This window comes from Clostridium aceticum, from assembly GCF_001042715.1.
GTDB classification, from domain to species: Bacteria; Bacillota; Clostridia; order Peptostreptococcales; family Natronincolaceae; genus Andreesenella; species Andreesenella acetica.
This window is the reverse complement of sequence record NZ_CP009687.1, coordinates 3,388,954-3,415,360: the sequence shown is the minus strand read 5'-3', so window position 1 is coordinate 3,415,360 and position 26,407 is coordinate 3,388,954. Positions and strand designations below refer to the sequence as shown.

General features: G+C 35.0%; 37 protein-coding genes and 1 pseudogene. 29 read left to right on the top strand and 9 right to left on the bottom strand.

All coding sequences use genetic code 11. The annotated features are described in order from the left end of the window. Positions 1 to 377: 377 nt before the first annotated feature. From dnaE to CACET_RS15710, 14 genes and pseudogenes are all read left to right on the top strand, one after another. Positions 378 to 2,399, top strand: a pseudogene (gene dnaE, locus CACET_RS15770) (DNA polymerase III subunit alpha); the annotation flags it as partial. A gap of 386 nt (positions 2,400 to 2,785) precedes the next feature. Beyond that, entirely contained in the window at positions 2,786 to 2,932 is a 147-nt protein-coding gene (locus CACET_RS20605) for a hypothetical protein (RefSeq protein ID WP_158386109.1), read from the top strand. A 226-nt stretch (positions 2,933 to 3,158) separates the two neighbouring features. After that, a complete protein-coding gene (locus tag CACET_RS15765; RefSeq protein ID WP_044824131.1) occupies positions 3,159 to 3,437 on the top strand; it encodes a hypothetical protein in 279 nt (92 codons plus the stop codon). Positions 3,438 to 3,566: 129 nt separating this feature from the next. Beyond that, positions 3,567 to 5,042 (top strand): helix-hairpin-helix domain-containing protein, encoded by a 1,476-nt coding sequence (locus CACET_RS15760; RefSeq protein WP_052661295.1) that lies wholly within the window; start codon positions 3,567 to 3,569, stop codon positions 5,040 to 5,042. A gap of 169 nt (positions 5,043 to 5,211) precedes the next feature. Further along, complete coding sequence (locus CACET_RS15755; protein ID WP_044824130.1) at positions 5,212 to 5,403, top strand: hypothetical protein; 192 nt, start codon at positions 5,212 to 5,214, stop codon at positions 5,401 to 5,403. 98 nt (positions 5,404 to 5,501) lie between these two features. Beyond that, on the top strand, positions 5,502 to 6,461 hold the full coding sequence (gene pfkA / locus CACET_RS15750) for a 6-phosphofructokinase (RefSeq protein ID WP_044824129.1): 960 nt from the start codon (positions 5,502 to 5,504) through the stop codon (positions 6,459 to 6,461). A 14-nt stretch (positions 6,462 to 6,475) separates the two neighbouring features. Then, positions 6,476 to 8,233 carry a pyruvate kinase gene (gene pyk / locus CACET_RS15745; RefSeq protein WP_044824128.1) on the top strand — a complete coding sequence of 586 codons (1,758 nt, stop codon included), beginning with the start codon at positions 6,476 to 6,478 and terminating at the stop codon, positions 8,231 to 8,233. A 387-nt stretch (positions 8,234 to 8,620) separates the two neighbouring features. Beyond that, positions 8,621 to 9,817: an ABC transporter substrate-binding protein gene (locus CACET_RS15740; RefSeq protein ID WP_044824127.1), complete on the top strand. Its 1,197-nt coding sequence runs from the start codon at positions 8,621 to 8,623 to the stop codon at positions 9,815 to 9,817. Between the two features lie 113 nt (positions 9,818 to 9,930). After that, positions 9,931 to 10,809, top strand: a complete 879-nt coding sequence (locus CACET_RS15735) for a branched-chain amino acid ABC transporter permease (RefSeq protein WP_044824126.1) — start codon at positions 9,931 to 9,933, stop codon at positions 10,807 to 10,809. Positions 10,810 to 10,820: 11 nt separating this feature from the next. Continuing rightward, positions 10,821 to 11,714 carry a branched-chain amino acid ABC transporter permease gene (locus CACET_RS15730; protein ID WP_044824125.1) on the top strand — a complete coding sequence of 298 codons (894 nt, stop codon included), beginning with the start codon at positions 10,821 to 10,823 and terminating at the stop codon, positions 11,712 to 11,714. Next, the gene (locus CACET_RS15725) at positions 11,715 to 12,491 is read left to right on the top strand and encodes an ABC transporter ATP-binding protein (RefSeq protein WP_044824124.1); all 777 of its coding nucleotides are present in this window, start codon (positions 11,715 to 11,717) and stop codon (positions 12,489 to 12,491) included. Next, positions 12,485 to 13,192 (top strand): ABC transporter ATP-binding protein, encoded by a 708-nt coding sequence (locus CACET_RS15720; protein ID WP_044824123.1) that lies wholly within the window; start codon positions 12,485 to 12,487, stop codon positions 13,190 to 13,192. Before CACET_RS15725 ends, CACET_RS15720 begins: the two co-directional genes overlap by 7 nt. A gap of 141 nt (positions 13,193 to 13,333) precedes the next feature. Then, positions 13,334 to 13,747: an acyl-CoA thioesterase gene (locus CACET_RS15715; protein ID WP_242846897.1), complete on the top strand. Its 414-nt coding sequence runs from the start codon at positions 13,334 to 13,336 to the stop codon at positions 13,745 to 13,747. A gap of 12 nt (positions 13,748 to 13,759) precedes the next feature. Next, positions 13,760 to 14,155, top strand: coding sequence for an FxsA family protein (locus CACET_RS15710; protein ID WP_044824122.1), 396 nt, complete (start codon positions 13,760 to 13,762; stop codon positions 14,153 to 14,155). A gap of 170 nt (positions 14,156 to 14,325) precedes the next feature. On the opposite strand, the gene CACET_RS15705 is transcribed toward CACET_RS15710, so the two are convergent. After that, positions 14,326 to 15,630, bottom strand: a complete 1,305-nt coding sequence (locus tag CACET_RS15705; RefSeq protein ID WP_044824121.1) for a GerMN domain-containing protein — start codon at positions 15,628 to 15,630, stop codon at positions 14,326 to 14,328. A gap of 187 nt (positions 15,631 to 15,817) precedes the next feature. Here CACET_RS15705 and rlmD point away from each other — a divergent pair, with 187 nt between their 5' ends. Continuing rightward, entirely contained in the window at positions 15,818 to 17,188 is a 1,371-nt protein-coding gene (gene rlmD, locus CACET_RS15700) for a 23S rRNA (uracil(1939)-C(5))-methyltransferase RlmD (protein ID WP_044824120.1), read from the top strand. Between the two features lie 63 nt (positions 17,189 to 17,251). Here the strand turns inward: rlmD and CACET_RS15695 are convergent, their stop codons facing one another. From CACET_RS15695 to CACET_RS15670, 5 genes are read right to left on the bottom strand one after another with little or no spacing between them, the layout of a single operon-like run. Then, positions 17,252 to 18,502: a tyrosine-type recombinase/integrase gene (locus CACET_RS15695; protein WP_044826012.1), complete on the bottom strand. Its 1,251-nt coding sequence runs from the start codon at positions 18,500 to 18,502 to the stop codon at positions 17,252 to 17,254. 22 nt (positions 18,503 to 18,524) lie between these two features. Beyond that, positions 18,525 to 18,818 carry a hypothetical protein gene (locus tag CACET_RS15690; RefSeq protein WP_044826013.1) on the bottom strand — a complete coding sequence of 98 codons (294 nt, stop codon included), beginning with the start codon at positions 18,816 to 18,818 and terminating at the stop codon, positions 18,525 to 18,527. A 41-nt stretch (positions 18,819 to 18,859) separates the two neighbouring features. After that, on the bottom strand, positions 18,860 to 19,336 hold the full coding sequence (locus CACET_RS15685; protein WP_052661530.1) for an ImmA/IrrE family metallo-endopeptidase: 477 nt from the start codon (positions 19,334 to 19,336) through the stop codon (positions 18,860 to 18,862). 11 nt (positions 19,337 to 19,347) lie between these two features. Further along, complete coding sequence (locus CACET_RS19635; protein ID WP_052661531.1) at positions 19,348 to 19,956, bottom strand: helix-turn-helix transcriptional regulator; 609 nt, start codon at positions 19,954 to 19,956, stop codon at positions 19,348 to 19,350. A 19-nt stretch (positions 19,957 to 19,975) separates the two neighbouring features. Further along, on the bottom strand, positions 19,976 to 20,338 hold the full coding sequence (locus CACET_RS15670; protein ID WP_044826014.1) for a helix-turn-helix domain-containing protein: 363 nt from the start codon (positions 20,336 to 20,338) through the stop codon (positions 19,976 to 19,978). Positions 20,339 to 20,502: 164 nt separating this feature from the next. On the opposite strand from CACET_RS15670, the gene CACET_RS15665 reads away from it, so the two are divergent. After that, on the top strand, positions 20,503 to 20,712 hold the full coding sequence (locus CACET_RS15665) for a helix-turn-helix domain-containing protein (protein WP_044826015.1): 210 nt from the start codon (positions 20,503 to 20,505) through the stop codon (positions 20,710 to 20,712). A gap of 81 nt (positions 20,713 to 20,793) precedes the next feature. Then, the gene (locus CACET_RS15660; protein ID WP_044826016.1) at positions 20,794 to 21,078 is read left to right on the top strand and encodes a hypothetical protein; all 285 of its coding nucleotides are present in this window, start codon (positions 20,794 to 20,796) and stop codon (positions 21,076 to 21,078) included. On the opposite strand, the gene CACET_RS15655 is transcribed toward CACET_RS15660, so the two are convergent. Beyond that, a complete protein-coding gene (locus CACET_RS15655; protein ID WP_044826017.1) occupies positions 21,063 to 21,326 on the bottom strand; it encodes a hypothetical protein in 264 nt (87 codons plus the stop codon). The genes CACET_RS15660 and CACET_RS15655 overlap by 16 nt on opposite strands. A gap of 114 nt (positions 21,327 to 21,440) precedes the next feature. Between CACET_RS15655 and CACET_RS15650 the strand changes: the two genes are divergently transcribed. After that, positions 21,441 to 21,686 carry a hypothetical protein gene (locus CACET_RS15650; protein WP_044826018.1) on the top strand — a complete coding sequence of 82 codons (246 nt, stop codon included), beginning with the start codon at positions 21,441 to 21,443 and terminating at the stop codon, positions 21,684 to 21,686. On the opposite strand, the gene CACET_RS15645 is transcribed toward CACET_RS15650, so the two are convergent. Next, a complete protein-coding gene (locus CACET_RS15645) occupies positions 21,674 to 22,030 on the bottom strand; it encodes a hypothetical protein (protein ID WP_044826019.1) in 357 nt (118 codons plus the stop codon). The two genes, CACET_RS15650 and CACET_RS15645, sit on opposite strands and share 13 nt — an antisense overlap. Before the next feature lie 132 nt (positions 22,031 to 22,162). Here CACET_RS15645 and CACET_RS20600 point away from each other — a divergent pair, with 132 nt between their 5' ends. Continuing rightward, positions 22,163 to 22,318 (top strand): hypothetical protein, encoded by a 156-nt coding sequence (locus CACET_RS20600; RefSeq protein ID WP_158386107.1) that lies wholly within the window; start codon positions 22,163 to 22,165, stop codon positions 22,316 to 22,318. Here the strand turns inward: CACET_RS20600 and CACET_RS15640 are convergent. Beyond that, positions 22,304 to 22,834 (bottom strand): hypothetical protein, encoded by a 531-nt coding sequence (locus tag CACET_RS15640; RefSeq protein ID WP_044826020.1) that lies wholly within the window; start codon positions 22,832 to 22,834, stop codon positions 22,304 to 22,306. The two genes, CACET_RS20600 and CACET_RS15640, sit on opposite strands and share 15 nt — an antisense overlap. 81 nt (positions 22,835 to 22,915) lie before the next feature. Here CACET_RS15640 and CACET_RS15635 point away from each other — a divergent pair, with 81 nt between their 5' ends. The 10 genes from CACET_RS15635 (at position 22,916) to CACET_RS15600 (ending at position 26,404) form a co-directional block, all read left to right on the top strand. Then, positions 22,916 to 23,146 (top strand): helix-turn-helix domain-containing protein, encoded by a 231-nt coding sequence (locus CACET_RS15635; protein ID WP_044826021.1) that lies wholly within the window; start codon positions 22,916 to 22,918, stop codon positions 23,144 to 23,146. Between the two features lie 35 nt (positions 23,147 to 23,181). Further along, positions 23,182 to 23,352 (top strand): DUF6906 family protein, encoded by a 171-nt coding sequence (locus tag CACET_RS20745; protein WP_169747299.1) that lies wholly within the window; start codon positions 23,182 to 23,184, stop codon positions 23,350 to 23,352. Then, complete coding sequence (locus CACET_RS15630) at positions 23,349 to 23,597, top strand: AbrB/MazE/SpoVT family DNA-binding domain-containing protein (RefSeq protein ID WP_044826022.1); 249 nt, start codon at positions 23,349 to 23,351, stop codon at positions 23,595 to 23,597. Before CACET_RS20745 ends, CACET_RS15630 begins: the two co-directional genes overlap by 4 nt. Before the next feature lie 4 nt (positions 23,598 to 23,601). Next, positions 23,602 to 23,799, top strand: coding sequence for a hypothetical protein (locus CACET_RS15625; protein ID WP_044826023.1), 198 nt, complete (start codon positions 23,602 to 23,604; stop codon positions 23,797 to 23,799). Next, complete coding sequence (locus CACET_RS15620) at positions 23,792 to 24,088, top strand: hypothetical protein (protein WP_044826024.1); 297 nt, start codon at positions 23,792 to 23,794, stop codon at positions 24,086 to 24,088. The genes CACET_RS15625 and CACET_RS15620 overlap by 8 nt, the downstream gene beginning before the upstream one ends. Positions 24,089 to 24,132: 44 nt before the next feature. Beyond that, entirely contained in the window at positions 24,133 to 24,342 is a 210-nt protein-coding gene (locus CACET_RS15615; protein WP_044826025.1) for a hypothetical protein, read from the top strand. Positions 24,343 to 24,559: 217 nt separating this feature from the next. Further along, a complete protein-coding gene (locus CACET_RS15610) occupies positions 24,560 to 25,315 on the top strand; it encodes a rolling circle replication-associated protein (protein WP_044826026.1) in 756 nt (251 codons plus the stop codon). 18 nt (positions 25,316 to 25,333) lie between these two features. Continuing rightward, positions 25,334 to 25,498 carry a hypothetical protein gene (locus tag CACET_RS20595; RefSeq protein ID WP_158386105.1) on the top strand — a complete coding sequence of 55 codons (165 nt, stop codon included), beginning with the start codon at positions 25,334 to 25,336 and terminating at the stop codon, positions 25,496 to 25,498. An 18-nt stretch (positions 25,499 to 25,516) separates the two neighbouring features. Beyond that, on the top strand, positions 25,517 to 26,032 hold the full coding sequence (locus CACET_RS15605; RefSeq protein ID WP_242849917.1) for a Holliday junction resolvase RecU: 516 nt from the start codon (positions 25,517 to 25,519) through the stop codon (positions 26,030 to 26,032). Between the two features lie 42 nt (positions 26,033 to 26,074). Beyond that, on the top strand, positions 26,075 to 26,404 hold the full coding sequence (locus CACET_RS15600; protein ID WP_044825829.1) for a hypothetical protein: 330 nt from the start codon (positions 26,075 to 26,077) through the stop codon (positions 26,402 to 26,404). Positions 26,405 to 26,407: the final 3 nt, after the last annotated feature.

Sequence of the window (26,407 nt, the reverse complement as noted above, 5' to 3'; positions counted from 1 at the left end):
ATCGAAACTTTGCCAATTATCTTTATCTTTAGAGAAATGGCCAAATACTCTTATTAGAAGTTCATTAGGGTTAACTTAAGCCATGAGTTGTCATCCTGAGGGGAGCGAAGCGAAGTCGAAGGATCTTATAATTAAGAAAATTGTTCGCTACTTCAAGATCCTTCGCTATGCTCAGGATGACAAATTGAGAAGGGTTTTGGAAATAATTAACTTAAGTTAATGCCCTCGATTAGAAAATAAGATAAAAAACAGTAAAATTTATGTACATATGATAAAATTATAGAAGGAAAGTTGTAAATTTATATTATGAAAAGCATTGAGTATCTTCACATGAGGAAGGGAGGGAGGTCACTGTGGATTCAAGAAGCAATCATTCTATGCCAGCAGCCTTTGTTCATCTACACCTTCATACGGAATACAGTTTATTAGACGGTTTTACTACAATTCATAAGGTGATGGATCGGGCAAAGGAATTAGATATGGAGGCTATTGCTATCACTGATCATGGAACTATGTTTGGTGTAGTAGAGTTCTATAAAGCAGCTATGAAGAAGGGTATTAAGCCGATTATAGGCTGCGAAGTTTATACTGCTGCAAGAGGAATGCGGGATAAAGATCCCAATAAAGATAAGTATCAAGGACATCTGGTTTTATTAGCAAAAGATATGGAAGGATATCAAAACCTTATCAAATTAGTATCCCATTCTTATTTATATGGTTTCTATTATAAGCCGCGAGTGGATTATGAAGAGCTAGAAAAGTATAGCAAAGGCTTAATTGCTTTAAGTTCTTGTCTAGCAGGAGATATTCAACAATGTCTGCTAAATAGTCAATATGCTAAAGCAAAGGAAATAGCATTAAAGTTGCAAGGGATTTATGGGGAAAATAACTTTTATTTAGAGTTGCAGGATCATGGACTGCAGGAACAAAAGGAAGTAAATGTCCAGTTGGTAAAACTTAGCAAAGAGACGGGTATTCCCTTGGTAGCAAGCAATGATGTACATTACATTCATAAAGAAGATGCTGAAGCCCATGATATTTTGTTATGTATCCAGACGGGTAAGATTCAAGAAGATCAAGAAAGAATGAAGTTTCCAAATGATGAATTTTATTTAAAAACTCCTCAGGAGATGAGAGAATTATTTCCTTATGCACAGGAGGCTTTAGCAAATACAGTAAAAATTGCAGAAAGGTGTAACGTAGAATTTGACTTTAATGCCATCCATCTGCCGCAATATGATACACCAGAGGGATATAGTGTACAACAATATTTAAAGGAACTATGCTATGAAGGATTAAATAATCGCTACCATCATCCTGCGCAGGCATTGAAGGACCGATTAGAGTATGAACTTAAGGTAATAGAGAAAATGGGTTATGCCGAATATTTTCTTATTGTGTGGGACTTTATAAAGTATGCTAAAGACCATCATATTCCAGTAGGTCCAGGCCGTGGAAGTGCCGCCGGGAGTATTGTAGCCTACACTTTGGGTATCACCGATATCGATCCTATTCGTTACAATCTTATCTTCGAACGTTTCCTAAATCCAGAAAGAATAAGTATGCCAGATATTGATATAGATTTCTGTTATGAACGTCGTGAAGAAGTCATTGATTATGTAAAGAAAAAATATGGCAGCGAAAAGGTGGCGCAGATCATCACCTTTGGAACTATGGCGGCACGGGCTGCTATTAGAGATGTAGGTAGAGTGATTAATATGCCTTATAATAAGGTGGATCAAATCGCAAAGCAAATCCCTTTTGCTATAGGTATGACCATTGATAAAGCACTGGAGGTCAATCCTCAGTTGAAACAAATTTATCATGAGGATGAGGAAGCCAGATATTTAATTGAAATAGCTAAAAAACTAGAAGGATTACCTAGACATGCCTCTACCCATGCTGCTGGCGTGGTGATTTCTAAAAAAGCCTTAGATGAATATGTTCCTTTATATATGCATGATAAAAGTGTAACCACTCAGTTTACTATGGGTAATTTAGAAGAGTTGGGTTTGCTAAAAATGGACTTTCTTGGATTACGGACACTAACAGTGATTCGAGATGCCATTGACTTGATTGAAAAAAATCATGATAAAAAAATAGATTTTTCCTCCTGTGAATATAAAGACAAAAAAGTGTTTGAGATCATTAGTAGAGGAGAAACTTTAGGACTATTCCAACTGGAAAGTGCTGGTATGATTCAGTTTATGAAGGAACTTAAACCCGATTCTATAGAAGATATTATCGCTGGAATCTCTCTTTTTAGACCAGGGCCAATGGATTCCATTCCAAAGTATATCGCTTATAAAAACGATCCTTCAAAAATAGAGTATCTACATGAAAAGTTAAAGCCGATTATGGAGGTTACTTATGGATGTTTAGTGTATCAGGAGCAGGTCAGTGCGACACGTTTCGCAGAAAGGTAGTAATACCGAGGATGTGACAACTGAATCAATTCAGTTGAACTCATAACTGGAAGAGTAGAATGAAGGAGTAACGCCCCGAAATGCTCTCTCTAATAGTCCCCACATGCATGAGAGGTCGAATACTCGATTGTATGAAGCTGGGTAAGGCAGGTTGAAGGTTGCCCTAACAGAGAAGCTATGACTCAAGTAGGGATGCTGAGGAAAAACATATAGAGGTATATGTTGTAACTGATAGACCTAGAGGCTATAAAATATCTATGGTGAGAATGTATTCATAAATACTGACGAACTTCCGAATGTACGGGTCCTGAGTTCTGAGTAGTAGAAATGCTACAGCCTCTTGTGGGGTGTCAGTGGGGTTGAGTAAGATTTTGCTTTATGAAAGACCCTATAGTGTTACAGGCACTATCAAGCTGACGGGCTTAAAGGAAGCACCTAAGGATATATGTAAAGCTAGAGTTATGGGAACGTGGAAAGCTTGGAACAGGGAAGAAATTCGATTCTGATGAAATGTTGATAAGGAAAGGTTGAAAGATAACTATAACTTATCTTAATCCAAGGGATAGTGAAGCCATAGTACCGAAGAAGCGGTGATAATAAGTCGTGGAGGGATGGGCTTTAGTCGGAATGATTAACAATCAAAATATAACGTTATTATCGAAATGATAATTTCAAAGGTTCGAGTATGACTAAGAGAATGTACTGTCAAATTAACTTTGATGGGACGTGACTTTGATAAGAGAAAATCAAGAGAAAAAGAAAAAGGATACATTGAGATACAATGAATATTACGGTACGCAGAAAACATTTGATAATCTTTATGCTAGAGCTAAGAGAGAGGAAAACTTCTACAAATTATATGAAATTATCATCAGTGAAGAAAATATCCTATTAGCTTATAGGACAATAAAGACAAATAGAGGGAGTACAACTAGAGGTAGCAACTCTTATACAATAAAAGACATCAAACAATGGAGTGAAGCAGAGATTGTGGAGTATGTAAGAAAGTGAAATAAAGGTCGCATAATTATCAAATTAATCTTGATTAAATCTTAACGTTAATTATTCAGATTGTTAGTGTTTCGATGGAACGCCGTATGAGCAGGAAACTCTCATGTACGGTGTGGAGTGGGGGAAAAGGTGGAGATAACATCAAAGTCTTACCTATCACTATTGAGGGTTGTAAGAGATTTAGCAGGATATAGTTATAGTAGAAGTGATTTAGTTAGAAGGGCTATGGGCAAGAAAAAGAGAGATGTTATGGAGGAAGAGCGCCAGTATTTTATCTATGGAAAGCTAGATAAGGAAGGAAATATCGAGATTCCAGGTTGTATTAGAAATGGTGTTCCTGAGGAGATTGCTAATAAAATCTATGACGATATGATTGACTTTGCTAACTATGCCTTCAACAAGTCGCATGCCGCTGCCTACGCAATTTTAGGCTATCAAACGGCTTACCTAAAAACCTATTATCCTGTAGAATTCATGGCGGCGTTGCTTACCAGTGTGATGGGAAACACGCCAAAGGTGGTACAGTATATTCAGGATTGTAAGAGAATGGGAATAGAAGTTTTACCCCCTGATATCAATAAGAGTTATAGTACCTTTACAGTAGAAGGAGAAAAAATCAGATTTGGTTTAGCTGCTGTAAAAAATGTAGGAGTAAATATGATTCAAACGATGGTACAGGCTAGAGATGAAAAAGGGAAATTTATTAGTTTTAGCGATTTTTGTCAAAAAGTCGATGCCAAAGACCTCAATAAAAGAGCTGTAGAAAGCTTAATTAAGTGCGGTGCTTTTGATAGTCTAAAGATTTATCGTGCTCAATTGATGGGGGTATATGAAAATTTACTAGACAGTATCAATCAAGATAAGAAAAGAAAGATTCAAGGACAGCTTGGTTTATTTGATATGACAGGGGATGCAACCATTTCTTTTAAAAAAGATCCTTTGCCAAATATAAAAGAGTTTCAGGATAAGATAAGATTAAATATGGAAAAGGATGTACTAGGTCTGTACATTAGTGGGCATCCATTGGCAGAACTTCAACAAGAGCTAAAATATTTTACCAGTATTAATAGCAGCAATATCAATGAAATTATGGAAAATCCTCAAGAAACAGAACATAAAGATGGAGAGAAAATTATTGTTGGAGGTATGATATTAGAAAAGATAACAAAAACTACAAGAAATAATAAACTAATGGCTTTTATTACACTAGAAGATTTATTGGGGACAATGGAATGTATTGTATTTCCCAATGTCTTGAATCAACATGCAAATTTACTTCAAGAGGGAAATCTAGTCATCATAGAAGGTACATTAAGTTTAAAAGATGAAGAAAGTCCTAAAATTTTAACCAATACAATAAGACCATTAGCGAAACTTGAAACCCAAAAATTGTATCTGAAAATCAGAGAAAAAAGTGACATGGTTTTAGTGCATGAGGCTAAAAATATATTAAGAAAGTATCATGGAAGTGTTCCGCTTTATGTCTACATCGAAAACGAAAATAAAGTTTTCAGGGCAGATAGAGATTTATGGGTAAAACTTAATGATGACTTAATAAAAGAATTATCACAGATTTTTGGTGAAGAATCTGTTAAAATTAAGTAAATACCTGAGATTTTATGGCTTTTCTACAAGAAAAGTCATAAAATCTCACATACTTTAGTAGAATTTTGTTTGAAAAGATAGCATAAATTATATATAATTGTTATTAAGAAATTACATAATACTGGTACAATGGAAGAAGACTGATGATGAAGGAGGCCTCGAAGTAAAAATGTGGACAGTAGTGTATATGGCAAACACCAGGGAAGATGCTCAACATATTGAGAAAATATTGGTAAAAGAAGGCTTCTTAGTAAAAGTAAAACCCATAAGTAAAAATAATGACCAAGGTACTTGCGAGATTCTGGTTCCTAGATCTGAGGTTGAAGAGGTACATACAATATTATTGCAACAAGGCTTATAGCAATATAAGTCCCTATTTTTTAGTTAATAACCTATAGGGATAGGTTTTGTCCATAGGGACAAAAAATGACCCTCTAGGATAGAATGGAGGTAACAGTAATGAAGACAGTAGGTGTGTTAACTAGTGGAGGAGACTCTCCCGGTATGAATGCTGCCATAAGAGCTGTTGTAAGGAATGCAATAGCCAAAGGCTGTAGGGTGATAGGGGTTAGAAGAGGGTATGATGGTTTGATTCAAGGACAGTTAGAGGAAATGAATCTATCTTCTGTTGCAGATATTATTCATAGAGGAGGCACCATATTAAGAACTGCTAGAAGTGAAGAGTTTAGAACAGAGGAAGGAAGAAAAAAGGCACTAAACGTTATGAAGGTCTTTGGTATAGAAGGCATGGTAGTCATAGGGGGGGATGGGTCCTTCAGAGGAGCTGAGGAATTAAGTAAATTAGGTATACCAACGATTGGTGTACCGGGAACTATTGATAATGACTTGGCTTATACAGACTATACTATAGGTTTTGATACTGCTATGAATACGGTAGTGGAGGCCATCAGCAGAATTAGAGATACCTCTACTTCTCATGGTAGGGCCAATATCATAGAGGTTATGGGCAGACACTGCGGAGACATTGCTCTCCATGCTGGATTAGCCGGGGGTGCTGAAAGTATTATTATACCAGAGGTAGGGTTAGATATTGAACAAGTTTGTAGAAAACTCATAAAAGGTAAAAATCGAGGAAAACTACATAGTATTATCCTACTAGCAGAAGGCGTAGGAGGAGCTATTGAACTAGGTGCTACCATTGAAGAAATGACAGGTATTGAAACAAGAGCTACTATATTAGGGCACACTCAGAGGGGTGGAAGTCCAACCGCCTTTGACCGTGTTTTGGCTAGTAAAATGGGAGCTAAGGCAGTAGATTTATTAATAGAAGGAAAACAAAGCCTTGTTGTAGGGATTAAAGGAAATGAAATTATTGGTGTAGATATTGAAAAAGCACTAAGCATTGAGAAAAAATTAGATAAAGAAACTTATCAATTAGCTGACATATTATCCATGTAGAGGGAGGAAAAACAATGAAGAAGACCAAAATCGTATGCACCTTAGGACCAGCCAGTGAGGAAAAAGAGGTATTAAAGCAGTTAGTGGAAAATGGATTAAATGTTGCCAGGTTAAATTTTTCCCACGGATCTCACGAAGAACATAAAAAAAGAATAGAAATCGTCAAGGAAGTGAGAGAAGAACTAAAACTGCCTATAGCTATTCTTCTTGATACGAAGGGACCAGAAATAAGAACAGGAAAGTTTAAGGATCCAGAAGTCTACCTTGAAGAAGGACAAACCTTCACTCTAACAACAAGAGAAGTAATGGGTGATACTACTATTTGCAGCATCAGCTATACTGGTTTAGGGAAGGATGTAAAAGAAGGAGATAGTATTTTAATTGATGATGGTTTGATAGAATTAAAGGTTCAAAAGATCATTGGTGAAACAGATATAGAATGCATTGTTGAAAATGCAGGGGTTGTAAAAAATCATAAGGGTGTCAATGTACCAGGAGTAAAAATCAATCTGCCTGCCATTACGGAGAAGGACAAAGCGGATATTGAGTTTGGTATTAAGATGGATATTGATTTTATTGCAGCTTCTTTTGTGAGAAAAGCAGAAGATGTATTAGCTATTAGAAAAATATTAGAAGAAAACAATGCAGAACATATCCACATTATTTCTAAGATTGAAAATCAAGAAGGCGTAGACAACTTAGATACAATTATTGAAGTATCTGATGGTATTATGGTGGCTAGAGGAGACCTAGGCGTAGAAATTCCTACAGAAGAAATACCACTGGTACAAAAAAATATGATCGAAAAATGTAATAAGGTGGCAAAACCAGTTATTACTGCTACACAAATGCTAGATTCTATGATAAGAAATCCTAGACCTACGAGAGCAGAGGTAACGGACGTAGCTAATGCTATTTTAGATGGTACAGATGCTATTATGCTATCAGGGGAAACTGCTGCTGGTAAGTATCCTGTTGAAGCTGTAAAAACCATGACAAGTATTGCTAAAAGAATAGAGACTTCTATTGATTATAGAACCTTGTTAAGAAACAAGGCGATTGAAAGAGAAACCACCATTACAGATGCTATTAGTAATGCTACCTGTGTTACTGCTATGGATCTTCAGGCATCTGCAATTGTTACGGCTACTTCTTCAGGACATACAGCGAGAATGGTATCAAAATTTAGACCAAAGGCACCAATTATAGCTACTACTACAAAAGAAAGAATGCGCAGGAGATTAAGTTTAGTATGGGGAGTAAACTCCATATTGATAGAAGAAATGGGTTCAACAGACGATATTTTTCATGCTGCAATACAGGCAGCATTGAGTGAAGGTATGATTCAAAGAGGGGACTTAGTGGTGATTACCGCTGGTGTGCCAGTAGGTGTAGCTGGAACAACCAATTTAATTAAAGCCCACATTGTTGGAGATATCCTCCTCAATGGAACAGGCATAGGTAAAGGGGCGGCTACTGGAAAGGTAGTAATTATAGATGCTACACAAGAAAGTCAAGTTCAAATCGACGCAGGGGATATTTTGGTTACACAATTTACTGATAAGGATTTAAATCCTTATATGGAGACGGCAGGAGCTATTGTAACAGAGGAAGGCGGCTTAACCAGTCATGCTGCTATTGTAGGATTAAACCTAGGAAAACCTACTATAGTAGGAGCCAATAATGCAACACATAAACTTAAAAATGGAGACATTGTAACTGTAGATGCAAAAACAGGATTGATTTATAGTGGAAAAACCAGAGTCTTATAAAATTTTTCATAGAATTTTTATCCAATAATAACACAAAAACTGTAGTTGCTTCATATAATAAAACTATGTAATAAACATTCTCCCCCTTTATTCATATAAATTGCATAAAGGAACATACTTACAGGATCTACATTGATTGTAGGTCCTTTTTTTTGTGAAAAAAATAGTATGTTTATAAAAAAATATTTATATTCAAAAGAAAAAGCTAGAAAAAATAACCAAAAGCACGTATAATTAAAAGTAAAATATGATTAATAATTCTAAAATTTTCAATAATTCTAGCTTAATTTAACTTCAAGGTGGTGATGCCTTTGTAGTGTAAAGGGGAGAAGAGAGAAATTAGATGGGGATAGAAAAGTAGAGAATAAGTGTTAAGGGGGAGAAAAAATGTTAAAGAAAAAGTTATTTTTACTAGTAGCTGTATTACTTATTTTGAGCTTAGTGTTTGTTGGTTGTGGTTCAAATGAGCCAGCTGCTACGCCAGAAGGCAATCAAGATGCTGGTGCAGAAGGTGAAGTTGTAAAAGTTGGATGGGTAGGTTCCTTGACAGGAGATCAAGCAGTATGGGGTAACTGTGAATTCAATACTGTAAAGATGTTATTTGACGAGATCAATGAGAATGGCGGATTGCTAGGTAAAAAAGTAGAAGTCATTGGATACGATACCCGTGGAGATGCTATGGAAGCGGTGAATGCTGTAAGAAGACTAACATCTCAAGATAACGTTGTAGCAGTAATTGGACCTAATGCCAGTGGTCAAGCTATAGCGATTTCTTCTGTATTAGAAGAAATGCAGGTGCCAGGTATTGCTACCGTTGCCACCAACCCTAGAGTAACAGTAGATGAAAACGGTGAAGTTAAGCCTTTTAACTTCAGAGTATGCTTTATCGACCCTTACCAAGGAGCCGTTGCTGCAGGATATGCTGTTGATGTTTTAGGGTTTACAAAAGCTGCTATTTTATATGACGTAGCAGATGATTATTCTCAAGGATTAACAGAGTTTTTTGAAAAGACCTTTAAGGAAAAAGGTGGAGAAATTGTTGCTAAAGAAGCCTTTAAGTTTGGCGATGTAGATTTTAGACCACAACTAAGTAAAATTAAAGAAGCAAATCCAGAAATCGTATTTATGCCTTACTTCTTTAAAGAAGTTGCTTTAAGTGCTAATCAGGCAAGAGAATTAGGAATCGATGCTGTTTTGATAGGTGGGGATGGATGGCCTTCAGAGGTATTGTTAGAAATGGCTGCAGAGGCTGTTGAAGGTAGTTACTTTGTAAACCATTTAGATTTCGCTGATCCAGAAGTACAAGATTTTAAGGATACATATACAGCAAAATATAATTTGCCAGTAGAGTTAAATGGCTATCTTGCCTATGATGCAGTAAAATTATTGGAAAGTGCTATTTTAGAAGCAGGCAACTTTGACTCTGTAGCTATAAGAGATGCCTTAAAGACCGCCAGTGTTCAAGGGATTACAGGACAAATTACCATTAGTCCAGATACCCATAACCCAGAGGGAAAAGATGCAGCGATTATTAAGATTATAGATAGCGACTATAAATTCCAACAAAAATATTCTGTAGAATAATTGTCTAGAGAGGGTTTTACCCTCTCTATTCTATATAAATATCTAAAAAGTCTAGAAAATGCAGGTATTTTTAGCTGGGCTGATGAGGAATAACGTAAAAAGGAGGGGAAAATATGTCTGCTTTTTTTCAACAAATGATCAACGGACTGTCGATTGGCAGTGTATATGCACTGATGGCAGTAGGGTATTCCCTTGTGTATAGTATTATGAACTTCAGTAATTTTGCCCACGGCGGAGTAATTATGATAGGAGCTTATGCAGGATTCTTCTTAATGACAGCCTTAGAGCTTCCTTTTGCTGGGGCTTTTGCGTTAGCTATCATAGCAGCAGGCTTCTTAGCTGTGACGATAGAACGGGTGGCCTACCGACCTTTAAGAAAAAGAAATGCACCCTTTTTATATTTTATCATCTCTGCTATGGGGGCTTCTATATTCTTAGAAAACATTGTAATAGCAACGATAGGTCCCACATTTAGAACCTATCCTCGAGTTTTTTCTACTACGCCTTTTCAAATAGGAGCCATTTCTATAGGAAGGCTAGATGCTATTATGTTCTTAATATCTGGAATAAGTCTATTACTTCTTATTTATATCATTGAAAAAACCAAAACTGGTATGGCGATTAAGGCAACAGCCTATAGTATCCGAGCTAGCACCTTAATGGGGGTAAATACTGATAAAATAATATTTATTGTTTTTGGCTTAGGGGGTATGCTGGCAGGAATCGCTGGGGTGCTGTTTGGTATGAAATACACAGTATATCCACAGATTGGTTTTATCACTATGAAATCCTTTATTGCTGCTGTATTTGGAGGATTAGGAAGTGTCCCAGGAGCAGTAATCGGTTCTATATTGCTGGGGGTTATAGAAACACTAACAGCTGGTTATATATCCTCTCAATATAGAGATCTTATAGCCTTTATATTATTAATCGCTGTCTTAGTTGTGCGACCAAGAGGATTAATGGGTAAAATTACAGAGGATAAGGCATAGGAGGTGACACAATGGGTTGGTATTATATTCAAGGAATTTTAATTTTATCAGGGATTTATCTATTGGCGGTACTGGGATTATCATTATTGACGGGATTTACTGGACTTTTTTCTTTTGGACATGCGGGGTTTATGGCAATAGGAGCCTATGCTACAGCTGTTATGACAGTGAAGTTAAATGTTCCTTTTGTGTTAGCTATCCTAATAGGAGGTTTGATAGCAGCTTTTTTTAGTTTAATTATTGGAAAATTAACTTTAAATCTAAAGGGGGATTATTTTTGTATCGCTACTTTGGGATTTGGAGAAGCTATCCGACTGATCTTGGACAATGTCCAATACTTTGGAGGGGCTAGAGGGTGGCCTGGTATCCCTTTAAGAACAAGTTTGACCAATGTTGTGGTTTTAAATGTCATCGCCGTCATTATACTAGTAAATTTAATTAAATCAAGACATGGTAGAAACATGCAGGCTATAAGAGAAGAAGAGATGGCATCACAAATTATAGGCATCAATGTTTTTAAATATAAAATGATTTCCCTTGCCATCAGTGCAGCTTATGCAGGCGTTGCAGGTGGTATGTTAGCCCATTATACAGGTTTTTTACAACCTAGAATGTTTCAATTAATAAAGTCTACAGAGTTAACGATTATGGTGATTTTTGGAGGGTTAGGCAGTATATCCGGCAGCATTATTGGTGCCATTGTTTTAACATCCCTACCAGAGGTTTTAAGAACTTTTGATAGATGGAGACTGGTGGTTTACGGGGCATCTGTTATATTTATTATGATTACAAGGCCACAGGGATTGATGGGTGGCTATGAAATCAGTATAACTAATATCAAAAAACTTATCTCTCATATAACATCTTTTGGCAAGAAAAAGTCTGCAGTGGGGGGGGATAAATAGATGGCAACAATCTTAGAATTAAAAGATGTGACAAAACAGTTTGGAGGTTTAACAGCTGTAGCAAACATGGCTTTTCAGATAGAAAAGGATAGTATTTCAGGGATCATAGGTCCTAATGGAGCGGGAAAGACTACAATGTTTAATCTCATTACTGGAATATATAATGTTACTGAGGGAGATATCTTCTTTGAAGGAAAGAAGCTACAAAACCTACAGCCCTATCAAATTGCTGATATAGGTATAACAAGAACCTTTCAAAATATTAGATTATTTAAGAAGCTTACTACTTATGATAATATATTGACAGCCTGCCATTATAATACAGATTATAGTATTTTAGATGCAGTCGTTAGAAATAAAAAGTTTAGGACTGGGGAAAAAAAGCTGCATCAACAGGTAGAAGAGTTATTAGAAATTATGGGTTTAACAGATAGAAAAGATACGGTGGCTTCTAATCTTCCCTATGGTCTCCAACGAAGGCTTGAGATTGCAAGAGCTTTGGCATTACAGCCGAAACTTCTTCTTTTAGACGAGCCTGCAGCGGGGATGAATCCAGATGAGACAATAAAGCTAATGCATCTGATCAAAGAAATCAGAGATAGGTTTCAGCTTACTGTTTTAGTCATAGAACATCACATGGACCTTATTATGGGAATCTGTGATAAAATTGTTGTGTTAAACTTTGGAAGAAAATTAGCAGAAGGAACCGCCCAAGAGATTCAAACAAATTCAAAGGTAATCGAAGCATATCTTGGGGAGGAGGAAGTAATTTGCTAAAAGTAGAAAATCTCAATGTATATTATGGTGGAATTCATGCCTTAAGAGGTATAGATATAGAAGTAAAGGAAGGGCAAATTGTTTCAATTATTGGTTCTAATGGTGCAGGAAAATCCACACTATTGAACGCTATCTCTGGTGTAGTCAAGCCCAAAGCAGGGATGATTACCTATAGGGGTAAGGAAGTGCCGAAAATTCCTCATAAAATTGTAGAATTGGGAATTTGTCAAGTACCGGAGGGTAGATTGATTTTTGCTAATTTAACCGTAAAGGACAACTTAATGATGGGAGCTTACTTACGCAGAGATAAAAAAAATATTGAAATAGACTTACAAAAAATCTATCAATTATTTCCCCGATTAGAAGAAAGAAAAGACCAAATGGCAGGAACATTAAGTGGTGGAGAACAACAAATGTTGGCTATGGGTAGGGGATTGATGGGAAATCCAGACTTAATTTTATTGGATGAGCCTTCCCTTGGGTTAGCACCTTTGTTGGTAAAGACAATTTTTGAAATTATTGAAGATATAAAGAAAATGAATAAAACAATACTGCTGGTAGAGCAAAATGCCTATAAAGCTCTCTCTATTGCTGATAAGGCCTATGTTTTGGAGCAAGGTGTTATTAAAAAAGAGGGTAATGCTAAAGAAATTTTACAAGATAAATCTATTTTAGAGGCTTATCTTGGAAAAGCACATTAAAGAATTTACCTTTGTAGAAGACAGAGAACTTGTTTCTCTGTTTTTTTGTAAGGTTTTACATAGATTTTCAGCATAAAAAGGAAAAAAATAATTAATATAGAATTACATATTAGAGAATAATGTTTTATAGGAGGTAATATATTGGAAAAAAGCTATAGTGAGATACGAGTAAGGTATCAAGAGACAGATCAAATGGCAGTAGTTTATCATGGAAATTACTTTACTTGGTTTGAGGTAGGCAGAACTACGCTTTTGAGGGAAATGGGTTATTCCTATAAGCAACTGGAGGAAGAGAATATTATGCTTCCAGTGGTAGAAGTAAAGTGCAGGTATAAAGAAGCAGCCAAATATGATGATGAAATTATTATAGAGACAAAAGTGAAGGAAGTTAAGGGAGTTAGGATTACTTTTGAATATGATATTGTTAGAAAGATAGATCATCGGTTGTTGGCAACAGGAGAAACTACACATGCTTTTGTAGATACAAATTTAAAACCAGTAAACTTCAAAAAAATTCATCCAGATATTTATCAAGGTTTGATGAAAAATTCCTAATGAGGTGTTTTTATGTTATTGAAACTTATTTTATTGTTTACAATTGTTCCTATCGTAGAATTAGCTATTTTGCTGAGACTAAGCAGCTATATAGGGGTAGGTTATACTTTACTTATTGTTTTTTTTACTGGGATAATGGGTGCATATCTAGCTAGAAGTGAAGGAAAAGGTGTTATCAGAAGAATTAAGTTAGAAATGGCTCAAGGAAGAATGCCAGGAGATGAGCTAATTAATGGCTTATGTGTGATTGTAGGTGGTGCACTATTATTGACCCCTGGGATATTTACGGATGTCATAGGTTTTTCTCTGGTAATTCCAGTCACTAGAGCTGCTATAAAGAGTACTGTAAGAAGTAAAATGAAAAGAATGATTGAAGAAGGCACATTTATGTTTTATTTTAGAAAATAAAGTTTGAGGATATTCATGGAAATAAGGTATAATATTTATAGTATTGGTAAATAATGCTTAACAGGTCTATTTTTAAAAATTAAGAGGTAAACTGATTCTAATCTTCTTGGAGCACATATTATGTGCTCATTTTTTTTTACAACAAAAAGACAGCTACGCTGTCTCTTTGTCTAAATTTCTGGATTTATATAGGGTGTAGCAAAAAGGGGCTCATTTAAAATTAAGTTTTCTGGTAAATCAGATTCAAAAGAAGATAGATTTTCTACTTGAAACTCAACAGAATCTATACCTTCTAAAGAAGTAAAGGTATATACGATGGCATCTATCATCAGATTTCTGGTGTCATCCATTTTTACAAAGGCTTCACTAAGTTTTAAGCGAAGAAGATTTTCACTGATGGAGTAGTCCAACAGTACAACTTCTTCTGGCACCGTAGGTTGTAATGTATAATTATAAAGGGAAGGATTACCGCTATATTTCAACCCATTAAATATTGTTTCGATAGAATGATCTTCAGTAAATGGGTCTATAGGTGTCAGCAAAATTCGATCCGTAGTGCTTCTATAGCCAACATAAAGCTGAAAATTTTTAGAGGGAAAAATCGGTTCATCCATAACCATACCATGGAAACCCTCTGTTAAAATCCTATTATCAAAGTAAAACTGCACCCCCTCTACTTCATTAATAGTCGTTAGAGAGTTTACAAAACTATCTACAGCAATTCTTGCAGAAGAGGCATACTGGCCATAAATCCCTAGATCACTAGGAAGATATACATTTGCTATCCTTCGACTTAAATTTAGTCTCTGCACAGAAGGCACAGGAGATAGATCAGGTAATCCTAGGACAGGATTTGGACCTTTTGCTAATTCATCGATAGTAGCTCTTAAAGGTGTTGTCGTATAGGGGATTATTCTTGTAATAGGAATCAAATTATCCATATTATTGTCTGGGAAATATAGAGTCAAGGCGGTTTGATTTCTATTAATAGAGCTTAATGCTTTGGCATAAGTGAAGTCGCTGTAATAGGTGATTGGAAGTATGTCTGTGATCACAGGAGTCTGAGTATTTTCCACATGGAGCTGTACTTTAAGTGTATAATCACCATTGGGAATATCTAGAAGGTTTTGAGGAAGATCTATTTCTAAATTTGTAATTTCACCATGATGAATCGTTATATCTGGAGTATCGATGCCTTTAATAACATCTTCTCCTAAGTACAAGAGCACTTCAACAGGATGACTTTCATTGAATTGCAGTGGTAAAAGTTTTTCATTTACCTTTAGAGATACTTGTAACTGTGGGTGAGATGAGGAAAGCATGGTTATACTAGTATCAATAGAAAGTATGTCTTTGTTAGATCCAGTAAAAGGTAAAGAAAAGTTTAAACTTGATGAATCAGCATATAAAGGTATTCCTGAAGCACTAATAAAAATTATAATTAACAATAAAATTGTTTTAATAGATCGAGCCATCTTTTTCTACTCCCTTCTAAGCTTGTCCTTTTTATATAATTACTATATATTATAATATAATGGGTATACATGGTAAACAAAAACCATAAAACAAATGTTGCTATAAAGAGGGAAAAACAGCATTAAATAAAAGAAAAACTATAAGTTTCGACAAAAGGAACATAGAAAAAAGGAGTGCAGATGCGTAATGTTACAAAAAAACAGCATATATACCGTTGAAATAGAAGACATAGGACATACAGGTGAAGGGGTAGGAAGAATAGAAGGTTTTACAGTTTTTGTTGAAGGGGGGATTCCAGGGGATATTGTAAAGATAAAACTAAAGACCCTTAAGAAAAATTATGGTATGGGTAGAATCATCCAAATGCTTCAGCCTTCGAAGGATAGAATTGAGCCACCTTGTAGTTTAGCCAGTACATGCGGTGGATGTCAAATCATGCATATGGATTACAAAAAGCAACTAGCTATTAAAGGGAATCGGGTAAAGGAAATTTTAGAGAGAATAGGAAAAGTAGAAACGGTTGTTCATCCTACTATAGGTATGGAAAATCCTTATGAATACCGTAATAAGTCCCAATTTCCAGTAGGTATGATGAAGGGTAAAGCAATCCTTGGTTTTTATAAAAAGGGAAGCCACGATATAGTAGCTACAGATTATTGTCATATTCAAGCGCCTATCAACAAAGAGGTTATAGAGGTAATGAAGGAGTATATCGAAGCTTACAAAATAACTGTCTATGATGAAAAAAGCAAGAAAGGACTTATAAGGCATGTAGTAACTAAGGTAGGCTTTGAAACGGGAGAAGTGATGGTGGTCATCATCACAAATGGAAAAGATCTACCTTTGAAGGATCGTTTAGTAGAAATGCTTCAAAAGAAGGTAAAAGGATTAAAGAGCATTGTTCAAAATATCAATAATAAAGACACTAATGTTATTTTTGGTAGAGAGACTATAACTATTTATGGTGAGGATAAAATTGTAGACTACATAGGAGATTTAAAATTTCATATTTCAGCACAATCCTTTTTTCAAGTAAATCCTACTCAAACGAAAGTGTTGTATGAGAAGGCCTTAGCGTATGCAGATTTGACAGGGGAAGAAAATGTATTTGATATCTACTGTGGCATAGGGACGATATCCTTATTCTTAGCAAAGAAAGCCAAGAAGGTAGTAGGTGTAGAGGTGGTAGATGCTGCTATCAAAGATGCTAAGGAAAATGCTAGGATTAATGATATAAACAACACGGAGTTTTATGTGGGAGAAGCAGAAGTGGTGATACCAGAGCTTTATGAAAAGGGATTAAAAGCAGACATAGTAGTAGTAGACCCTCCAAGAAAAGGCTGTGAAGAGAAGGTATTAGAAACCATAGTAAAAATGAACCCCAGAAGAGTAGTATATGTATCTTGCAACCCGGCTTCTTTGGCAAGAGATTTGGCTTATTTAGAAGAGAAGGGGTATAAGACGGTGGAGGTGCAGCCTGTGGATATGTTTCCGCATACGGCTCATGTTGAGAGTGTTTGTAAACTTTCTAGGAATAGCAATGGTTTAAAAGAATAAAAATAGCGATCTATGTTGGATTGCCTACAATTTGCCAACGCAATTTTTTACCCGTTGGCAAGACTACTTTGCTTTGGTAGGCAAGCCATCTTTTTTCTTTGCAACCTTCTCGAATATATCTACGGTTTCATTAGACATAGATTCAGTCTGATGGGTGTAAGTATTCAGTGTTGTTTCTATCCTGGAATGACCAAGTCTCTTTTGAACATCCTTGATGTTTGCTCCGTTTTCAATCAATAAAGTTGCGTGAGTGTGCCTTAAGGAGTGGAAATTGAACAATATTCCTAAGCTATAGTGAATTACCCTGGAAGCATATTTAAAGGTATCAGGGGTGACTATTTCGCCACTTTCTTTAGTACATACCATATTTATTGGCTGCATTTTAGTGTCAACTGAAACTGAAAGAGAATGAATTCTTCTTATTTTTTCATTTGTCTTTTCATCTATTTCTTCCGTCTCATACTGCTGAATAAAATGTTGTCCGTATTTAAGCCTATTTTCCATTTGTAATTTTTTATGTTGTCTTAGAGCGACAACCAAGGTCTTACCTATTTTGATACTTCTCACGGAAGATTCAGTTTTAGTAGAACCTAAGTACCAATTGGGCTTACGCTTATAGAGAATCTTATCAATGCAAATAATCTCTTTTTCCAGGTCTATATCCTCCCACGTTAGCCCCATGACTTCACCGATCCTGCAGCCCGTATAATATCCTATCATAATAGGCATGTAGTAAGGTGTCTCTGGTGGAAATCTTTCTAGTATTTTTTCTAGTTCATTATCGGTAATTACCTTATGGTCTATATCAGTCTTAGAATGTTCATACTTTGGATATTTAACATATTGCATTGGATTAGTTTTAATAAATTCGCATGGATGCACCGCATATTTTAAAGATCCGTTTAATACCGCCATGATATTTGTAAGATGATTTTTACTTAATCCAGTTAAATATTTATTGTTTACAAACTCTTGCAGTATAGCAGGGGTCAATGACTTTAACTTATAGATACCAAGTGAAGGTTTAATGTGATTTCTGATGATACCTTCATAGCTAGTCTTTGTGTTATATTTGCAATTCACCTCAACATAATTTTTAAACCAATAGTCCATATAGTCAGCAACAGAAGTTTCTGTTGGTTCAAAGTGTAACCCTGTATTTTCATATTCTTCTATAGCTTTTCTCAAGGCTGCCTCAGCTTCTTTTTTGGTTCTACCACCTACTCTTTCTATTCTTTTTCTTTTACCATCAACGTTAGCGGCCTCGAAGCTGTAGTACCACTTTGCACCTCTCTTTCTTACATGACCTTCCATAGTAAAATCATTCCTTTCTTATTTAATCTGCAAATTCTGGCACCTGTTCCAGTAAATAAGCAGCTCTACTGGTTAGCATAAACTGAAAATCACTAATAGGCTTATCAGTCAGCTTTTTAAAAATATTTACTAAATCCTTTTTACTAGCAGGACCAAAAGGCGTGGACGCACTAATGTGTAAAGCGTTGTAAGTTGTTACACAATAAATAATTCTTAAGTTTTTATACTCGTAAATCTGCACCTCTTTAAATAAATTGTCTTGATTTATTAATCTTATTGTCCCTGCGTTTTCTTTTGAAACATTTATTATTGTCACAAAATACCTCCTTTCAAATGAACGTATGTTCGGTAGCTACGCTAAAAAAATTTTTCTATGACCCCTAAAGGCTCAAAATAGACTATGTAATTATCAATTTCATAAAATAATCCATATTTATCTTTATAATATAGCAAAGCATCATTTAAAAACTCTTCTGTAACACCTAAAAATTCCGCTAATTCATGTCTATTACGAATCCCTTGCTTTGAGGCTTGTATCAAATCTGTTATACCTACCAATTTTCTGTATGCCCAGCGGCGGGCTTTGATTTCTTGTTTTCGATTTTCAACCTTCGCCTGATCTGTTATATCACCAAAGGTTGTATGATAGTGGCCTATCTCTTCAATAAGGGTACATAACTTTTCAGCAGTTGTTGAGAGATATCGGCTAAGCAAAATTAAATCTATTTTATGCTCATTTGTATAATATCCTTTAGTTCCAAGGGGAAGGTCTGCCATATCATCAACAAACACTTTTGTAGTAATTTCTGATAGTTTTTTCTCATATAAATTCATGATATCACCTGCTATTCTTTGTTTTTCATTAAAGCTATCTTAATAGCGAGAGCTATCTTTTCCTTTTCTTCTTCTGTAAGAGGTCCATCATGACCTACTTTATGAGCCGCTCTGGTGAAAATATCGTCATTATCATCTTGGGAATTTGCTTGCTTTTCTTCAACGAGTCTTTCTGGAACATCATATCCTAATAACCATACTGGGTTTACTCTGAAATGTCTAGCTATTGCTTCTATAGTTGTTATTTTGGCAGCCATTTCTGCATTTAAGTATCTAGATATAGTTGGAGCACTTAAATGAACTATTTCAGCAATGGAATATACTGTTTCGCTAGAGGCTTCCATTAATCTTTTTAGGCGTTCCGCAAATTTTATTTTATTTACCATTGGTTTTTCAGCCATTTGATTCCCTCCGATTTCAGGAACTTCTTCATATACTAAATAATCTATGGTGCAATCCAAAGCTTTAGCTAAAGTAGTTGCTGTAGAGAGTTTTGGGTCTATTGTAGTACCGTTCAATATTTTATTTAAAGTACCAATTGGAATACCAGATTTTAAAGCAAGTTCTTCATTTGTTAATTTCTTTTCTTTTTTTAATTTTTTAACTCTATCTGATAACATATCGTAAATAGAACTCCTTCTATTCTTTGTTTTTCATTAAAGCTATCTTAATAGCGAGAGCTATCTTTTCCTTTTCTTCTTCTGTAAGAGGTCCATCATGACCTACTTTATGAGCCGCCCTGGTGAAAACATCGTCATCGTCAAGATTTGATTTCTTATTTATTTTATTTTTATCAGTTAACTCATCCCAATCCATCAAGTATGCAGGAGAAACTTGAAGCGCATCTGCTAATAGCTTGATTTTATCTCTACGAATATTTTTAATTTCTCCAGTCTCATATCTTTGTATAGTAGGAGCACTAACACCTACAATTTTTGCAACTTCCTCAAGTGTTAAGCCTAATTCGAGGCGTCTATTTTTAACCTTGTCTTTAAAATCCATAATACACCTACCTTCCAATTTCTAGGAATACTATATCAAATAATTTGCGTATTTGCAATATATTTTTTAAAATTTTACAAAAAAATTGCGTTTACGTATTGACAATATAGTTAGCTTGCATTATTATAAAATTACGTAAACGCAAAAAAGGAGGTGGTTTTATAATGTTTGATAAAAAAAAATTTAGAGCACAAGTGCTCTTGTCTGGAAAGTCGCTTAAAGACATCGCTGATTTGCTAGATATAAACTTAACTACGTTATATAGGAAAATGAATGGTGAAAGTGATTTTTATAGAAATGAGATTCAACTATTATGTGAGCACCTTGATATTAAAAATCCTACAGAAATTTTTTTTGCTGAAAAAATTACGTAAACGCAAAATATCTACATATAGAGATGTAGTTTAAAGTTTTGTGGCAAAAGGGGCAATCAATGTGAGAGGAGGTGAGAGGGGATGGATCAAAGTACAATAATTACTTTGGCTCCAAAAGATATGACAGAAAAAGGGTTAGATAATTTTCTGGAAGTTATCAAGAGAATTATAAGCGTACTAGAGAAAAAGCAAGGCATCAAAATTTTTACAGCGACAGAGATAAATAAACAAATGAAACTTCATCATCATATTTTGATTAATCGAAAGATTGATCTTGATATTGAAAAAGAATTCGATCAGTCATTCCTCATATACGTAGAAACAACTGACCAAGGACAAAAGTTTATTGATTATATGCTTCGATGAAGTTTGGCATAGGGAAGGATTTTTGTAAGCATATATAGATACATTTCACCAGTGCTTGGACGTTCCCAAAAAACATAACTTTTATCATCAAGTTCTTTACAACACCGATCCAGTTCTTCAGCAGAAAAATTAAACTGACTAAAATCTTCAAATTCTTTACTATCATTTTTTTCATAATTTTCATAGACAGCTTGCATCATTTTCCAAGCATTATCAGACAAATCTTCTGGACGTTCTAAAGTATACATTAAGTATTCACCCCCTTTAGGGGTATTTTACCACTTATTATAGAGGGGGACAAGATGAGCGTGTCGCTTCAAGAGATGTAGTTTAAAGTTTTGTGGCAAAAGGGGGCAAACGATGTGGGAGGAGGTGAGAGGGGAGTGGTAAAAATACCAGAAGAACTTACAAAAGAAGAAGTAGCCAAGTTAGAAATAGAAGCGTTTGTAGAAAGAATGAATAAGATTAGAGAAGATAAAAAAGAAATGATAGAAAAACAATCGCCAAGTGAGGAGCAAAAAGAAATAAGACAGCATCTTATAAGATTACTGTCTTCAGATTTTAGCGAACATACAGACATACAAGTGAAAATTAGTTATTCGGGGTAAAGAGAATAGCCTTGAGAATTTAAAGCAGATTCAATAATATCCATTATATCTTTAATTAGAGAAAGATATTTGGAAGTAGCTTGATCTAATTTAAATTCTTCAGAAACTGAACTAGTGCCTTCTATAACGCTTTCAAAATACCGAAGAGAAGAAACCATGATTTTAATATCTTCGGCATTAAAGTTATTCTGGTGTGCAGATAATTTCTTACCCGCAGAGATAGCAAGATCATTTTTAATCTGCTTTCTTTCAACAGATATGCCTTCAATATTATTAGAAATGAACAAATTTAAGGCAAATATTAGCAAGGATGTTTGCTCATTGTTAAGCTCAAAATTACTCATTATTTACACCCCCTTTAGGGGTATTTTACCACTTATTATAGTGGGGGACAAGATGAGTGTATCGCTTCAAGAGATGTAGTTTAAAGTTTTGTGGCAAAGGGGGGCAAATAATGTGAGAGGAGGTGAGCGGGGATGGAAAAAATGGTAGCCCTAGCAATTTGGATAATTTTTGTGTTTATATTGATAGTTTCTTTAATTGTTAGGGCAGGCAGAGAGGAGCGAACTATGCTTATACTTATTGGATTAATATCTATACTGATTGCAATAAAAAATCTATGGTTTGCTTGAATATATAAAAGAAGCAAATAACAACAGAAAAAAGAACAACGTGGGGAGATGAAGCTTAATTATAGCGAAAAGCAATTCAAGCTTATTATAATACTGATCACAGTTAATACGATAGGCGGTACTTCTTAGGGGCATGTGTGCAAGTTTGCATAGATCGTCATACTCCGCATCAATGTAATTACAGATAATCCTCCAGTGTTCATTCATTACCTCTGAGGGGTGATTATGTAAGATCGATTCGTGTAAAAGTATTACCCTATAACGTAAAGATGGATAGATATACAATGAGAAATTTTCATTGATGGTATTAAATTTGTCAATAAACTCCAATGCAAACTTTACATTTACATCTTTATAAAGATAGGGTTCAATCGCTATAAATATGGGATGATAGGCACTTATTAATCTATCACGGGCAACACTATGCCTGTTTGAATTTTTAGTTACAAGATATGTGAGTATACCAACAAGTAAAATAACAGATGGGTTTAAAAAGACTGAAAAATCTAAGTTCATTTAATAGCCCCTCCTTTCATAGGTACATTTTACCATTGAAAAAAGAGGTGGACAAGAAATTTAGAAAGGAAGGTAAAAACAATGGAAGATATTCTTTATACGGTACCAGAAGTGGCTAAGTTAATTAAAACCAACCCTGCATATGTATATGAGTTAATAAAGGCAGGACTGCTCCCCAGGTTGAAACTCGGCAGCATGAAGATAAGAAAAAAAACGCTAATAGAATTTTTAGAAAAATATGAAGGTTACGATCTAACAGATCCCTTTAATGTTAAAAAAATCGATCAAGAGGAAGGAGGTGTCACCTCATAAAGCAACATCAAAAAGAAAAAGAGGGGGGAAATTAGTTGAAACATGGAAAGCGGCTAACTAAAAAACAGAAGCTATTTTTAGCATCCAAGGGGCTAAATCCACAAAATTGGCTATCTGTAAAAAACACTTCTGAGGAAATGGTGTTTGTACATAGGCAGAGTAAAAAAACTAGAACTTTCGATAAAAAAGGGGAGGGATTGCAATGAAATCAACAGGAATTGTAAGGAAAATTGATGATTTAGGCAGATTGGTAATACCTAAGGAAACTAGAAAAAACTTAGGCATAAAAGAAGGAGATCCAGTAGAGTTTTATGTTGAAGATGAAAAGATCATTATTCAAAAGTTTCAAAGACAATGTATTTTCTGTAGTAACAAAGAAGATCTAAAGCTAGTATTGGGAAAGCCAATATGTACTACCTGCCTAGATGCCATAGGCAAGGCGGAGGGGTGATACTATGTTTCAAATGTGGGGACAGGCTAACGCTTACGCAAGATTTTTACTGCTAATATTTTGGACATCCCCAGTATGGTTCAGTGTAGCAACATGGATTTTCTGCAAGAAAAAAGCCCCCATCACCACCAAGCGAAAAAGGGCTTTTAAAAACACTATTAATCGTATTTTAACAGATCAGGAGGAATTTATCAATGGATAAACTACAAACGGTCCTAGAAACTCGACAGAAATTTGTTAATGCATATAAAGAAAACCTGATTATATCAATTGATGCTTTAAACGATAGGGTACATTGTGCCAAAGCATATTTCAAAGAGTTGATTTTAGAATACCCAGTGAGATTAGTAAGTGATGGCACGAATAAATATCCCATTCGAGCCAGTATTATGATCCAAGAAATTGAGTTCTTCACCTTATGGGAGGAAGAAGAATTCAAAGAAACCTTTCCTGATTTAATTTCACAAGTGGTTAAAAAAGAAACAGTATGATGTATCTATCAGAAACAGAGTAAAGAGAAAAGGCTTAAGAATATATGAAAAAATTACCAAGCAAAATTAAAATAATTAAATCCTCAGAACCAACCTACTGGTATGCAGCTTCCATCGGAAGCGTTCTTGAGGTGGTTGGAATATGGAGAGAAAATTACTTAACAAATTACAAGAACAAAAATGGTCTATACATGGTGGACTTTAAGGATTGTGAAATCATTGAAGATAAAAGTTATAAGCAAAAAAACATATAAAAGCACATTACACTCTCAGACCAAATAAGCGTAATGTGCTTTTTAATAAAAAACATGCAGGTCTTTTCGGCCTCGTAATAGGTATTAACATCTCAACGATAATAAAAAACAAGGGAGAGATTAATAGTTAAGAAATAAATTCAATAAACAATAAATTCTATTTTTCCTATATCCATAAAGGGATTATGGGGGGACCAAAAAGGGGACGGGAAAAGAGATGCCATACAGAGAGAAAAAAATATCTTCAGGAGAAATATTTGAAGTAGAAATATATCCTATTTCAAAAAAACAGAAAAAGCAGCCTAGAGCAAAAAAGAAGAAGCTAACAGTACCAAAACAAAAAAATCTAAATAACAAAAATGCTGTGAAACATTTAATCAGATTACTGAATACAAATTTTACAAATGCTGATCTAGCAGTTCACCTTACATATACAGAAAAGGAATTACCACAAAGTGAAAAAGAAGCAAGAAAAGATGTAGCAAATTATATCAGAAGAATAAAACATTACAGAAAGAAAAGTGGATTACCTTTATTAAAATACATAGCAGTAATTGAGTACAGAGAAAAAGAGGAAGAAGGAAAAGCAGTTAGACTTCATCATCATATCGTAATGAGCGGTGATATGGATAGAGATAAAGTAGAGGAGCTTTGGGGAAAAGGAAGAGCCAATGCAGATAGATTAAAAGCAGATGAGTTTGGTTATGAAGGATTAGCTAGGTATATATCCAAGGATCCTAGAGGAAATAAAAGATGGACTCAATCAAAGAACTTGAAGCAACCAACAGTTGATGTGAGCGATAGTAGATATAAAAGCAAGAGAAAAATAGAAGAAATAGCAAGAAATCCAGAGGATAAAGAATTTTTCTCTAAGCTATATCCAGGGTACATTTTGAACTCTTGTAAGGTAGAGGTAAATGAAATCACAGCTGGGATTCATATATACGTGAAAATGAGAAGGCTGAAAATATAAAAAAAGGAGGTAAAAATAATGAGTCAAGTCAGTAAAAATTGTGGAGGTTGTAATTTTTTCAACAAAGGTCAACTGGTACCAACCATAGGAAAATGTTTTGTCACTAATGAGACCAAGAAAGCTAATGAATACTGCACAAAAACAGAATATTACAGACCAAAGGATCAAGAGGTAACTCATTAGCCAGAGGAGGGCATAAGATTGAAAAATTATTGTATGGCCAATAAAGGAATGTTCTTTGAAAGAGAAGTTATGATGGCAAATCATCAATACAAAGAAAGAGGAATTGCCTTAATACAAAAGATCAGTACTCCGTGGAAAGTACTTAGAGAAGGCAAGAAAATAATATCAGCATTTCCTGAGGGAAAAAGTACATTAGACTTCAGAGGTACCGTATCAGGAGGAATTTCTATTTCATTTGATTGTAAAGAGACAACAGAAGAAAAGGGGCTGCCTTTACAAAACATAGAAGCTCATCAAATAGAGTACATGAAAAAAGCCATAGAGGTAGGAGAAATCACATTTATATTATGCTACATCCTACCACGTGATAAGCGGTTTTACATAAAAGGTGAAGTTGTGATAAACCACTGGGATAGATGGCAGAGAAATAAAAGAAAGCATGGATACAATTATATTCCAGTAGAAAAAATGCTAGAGGTTAGATCCAGGCAAGGGATCGTGTTAGATTATTTAGCTGCATTGAATAAAGCATAGTTTTTCATTACAGAGCACAGATGGTGCCCAGGGAGGAAAGTCATGTTTGATGTTAAATTACCGGTTCTCGAAAAAGATGATAATTGGATAATACATATAGAAAAATTGAAGGAAGAATCAAAAGAACTAACTACTGTAGTAGAGATTTTAGATTATATTGAACAGCATGAAACAAATATAAAAACTCCAGAAAAAGCGGCGGCGGATGCAATGGGAGAAGCATTAGATGTTATGCAAGTATGTATTGGCATCATTGAAAAAGTAATGGAAAAACATCCGCAAATTTTAAAACAGGTAGTAGATCAACATTTAACAAAGCTTTCAAGAAGAGGCTGGAACTTTAGAAAAATGTTACAGATTCACGAAGATTAGGGA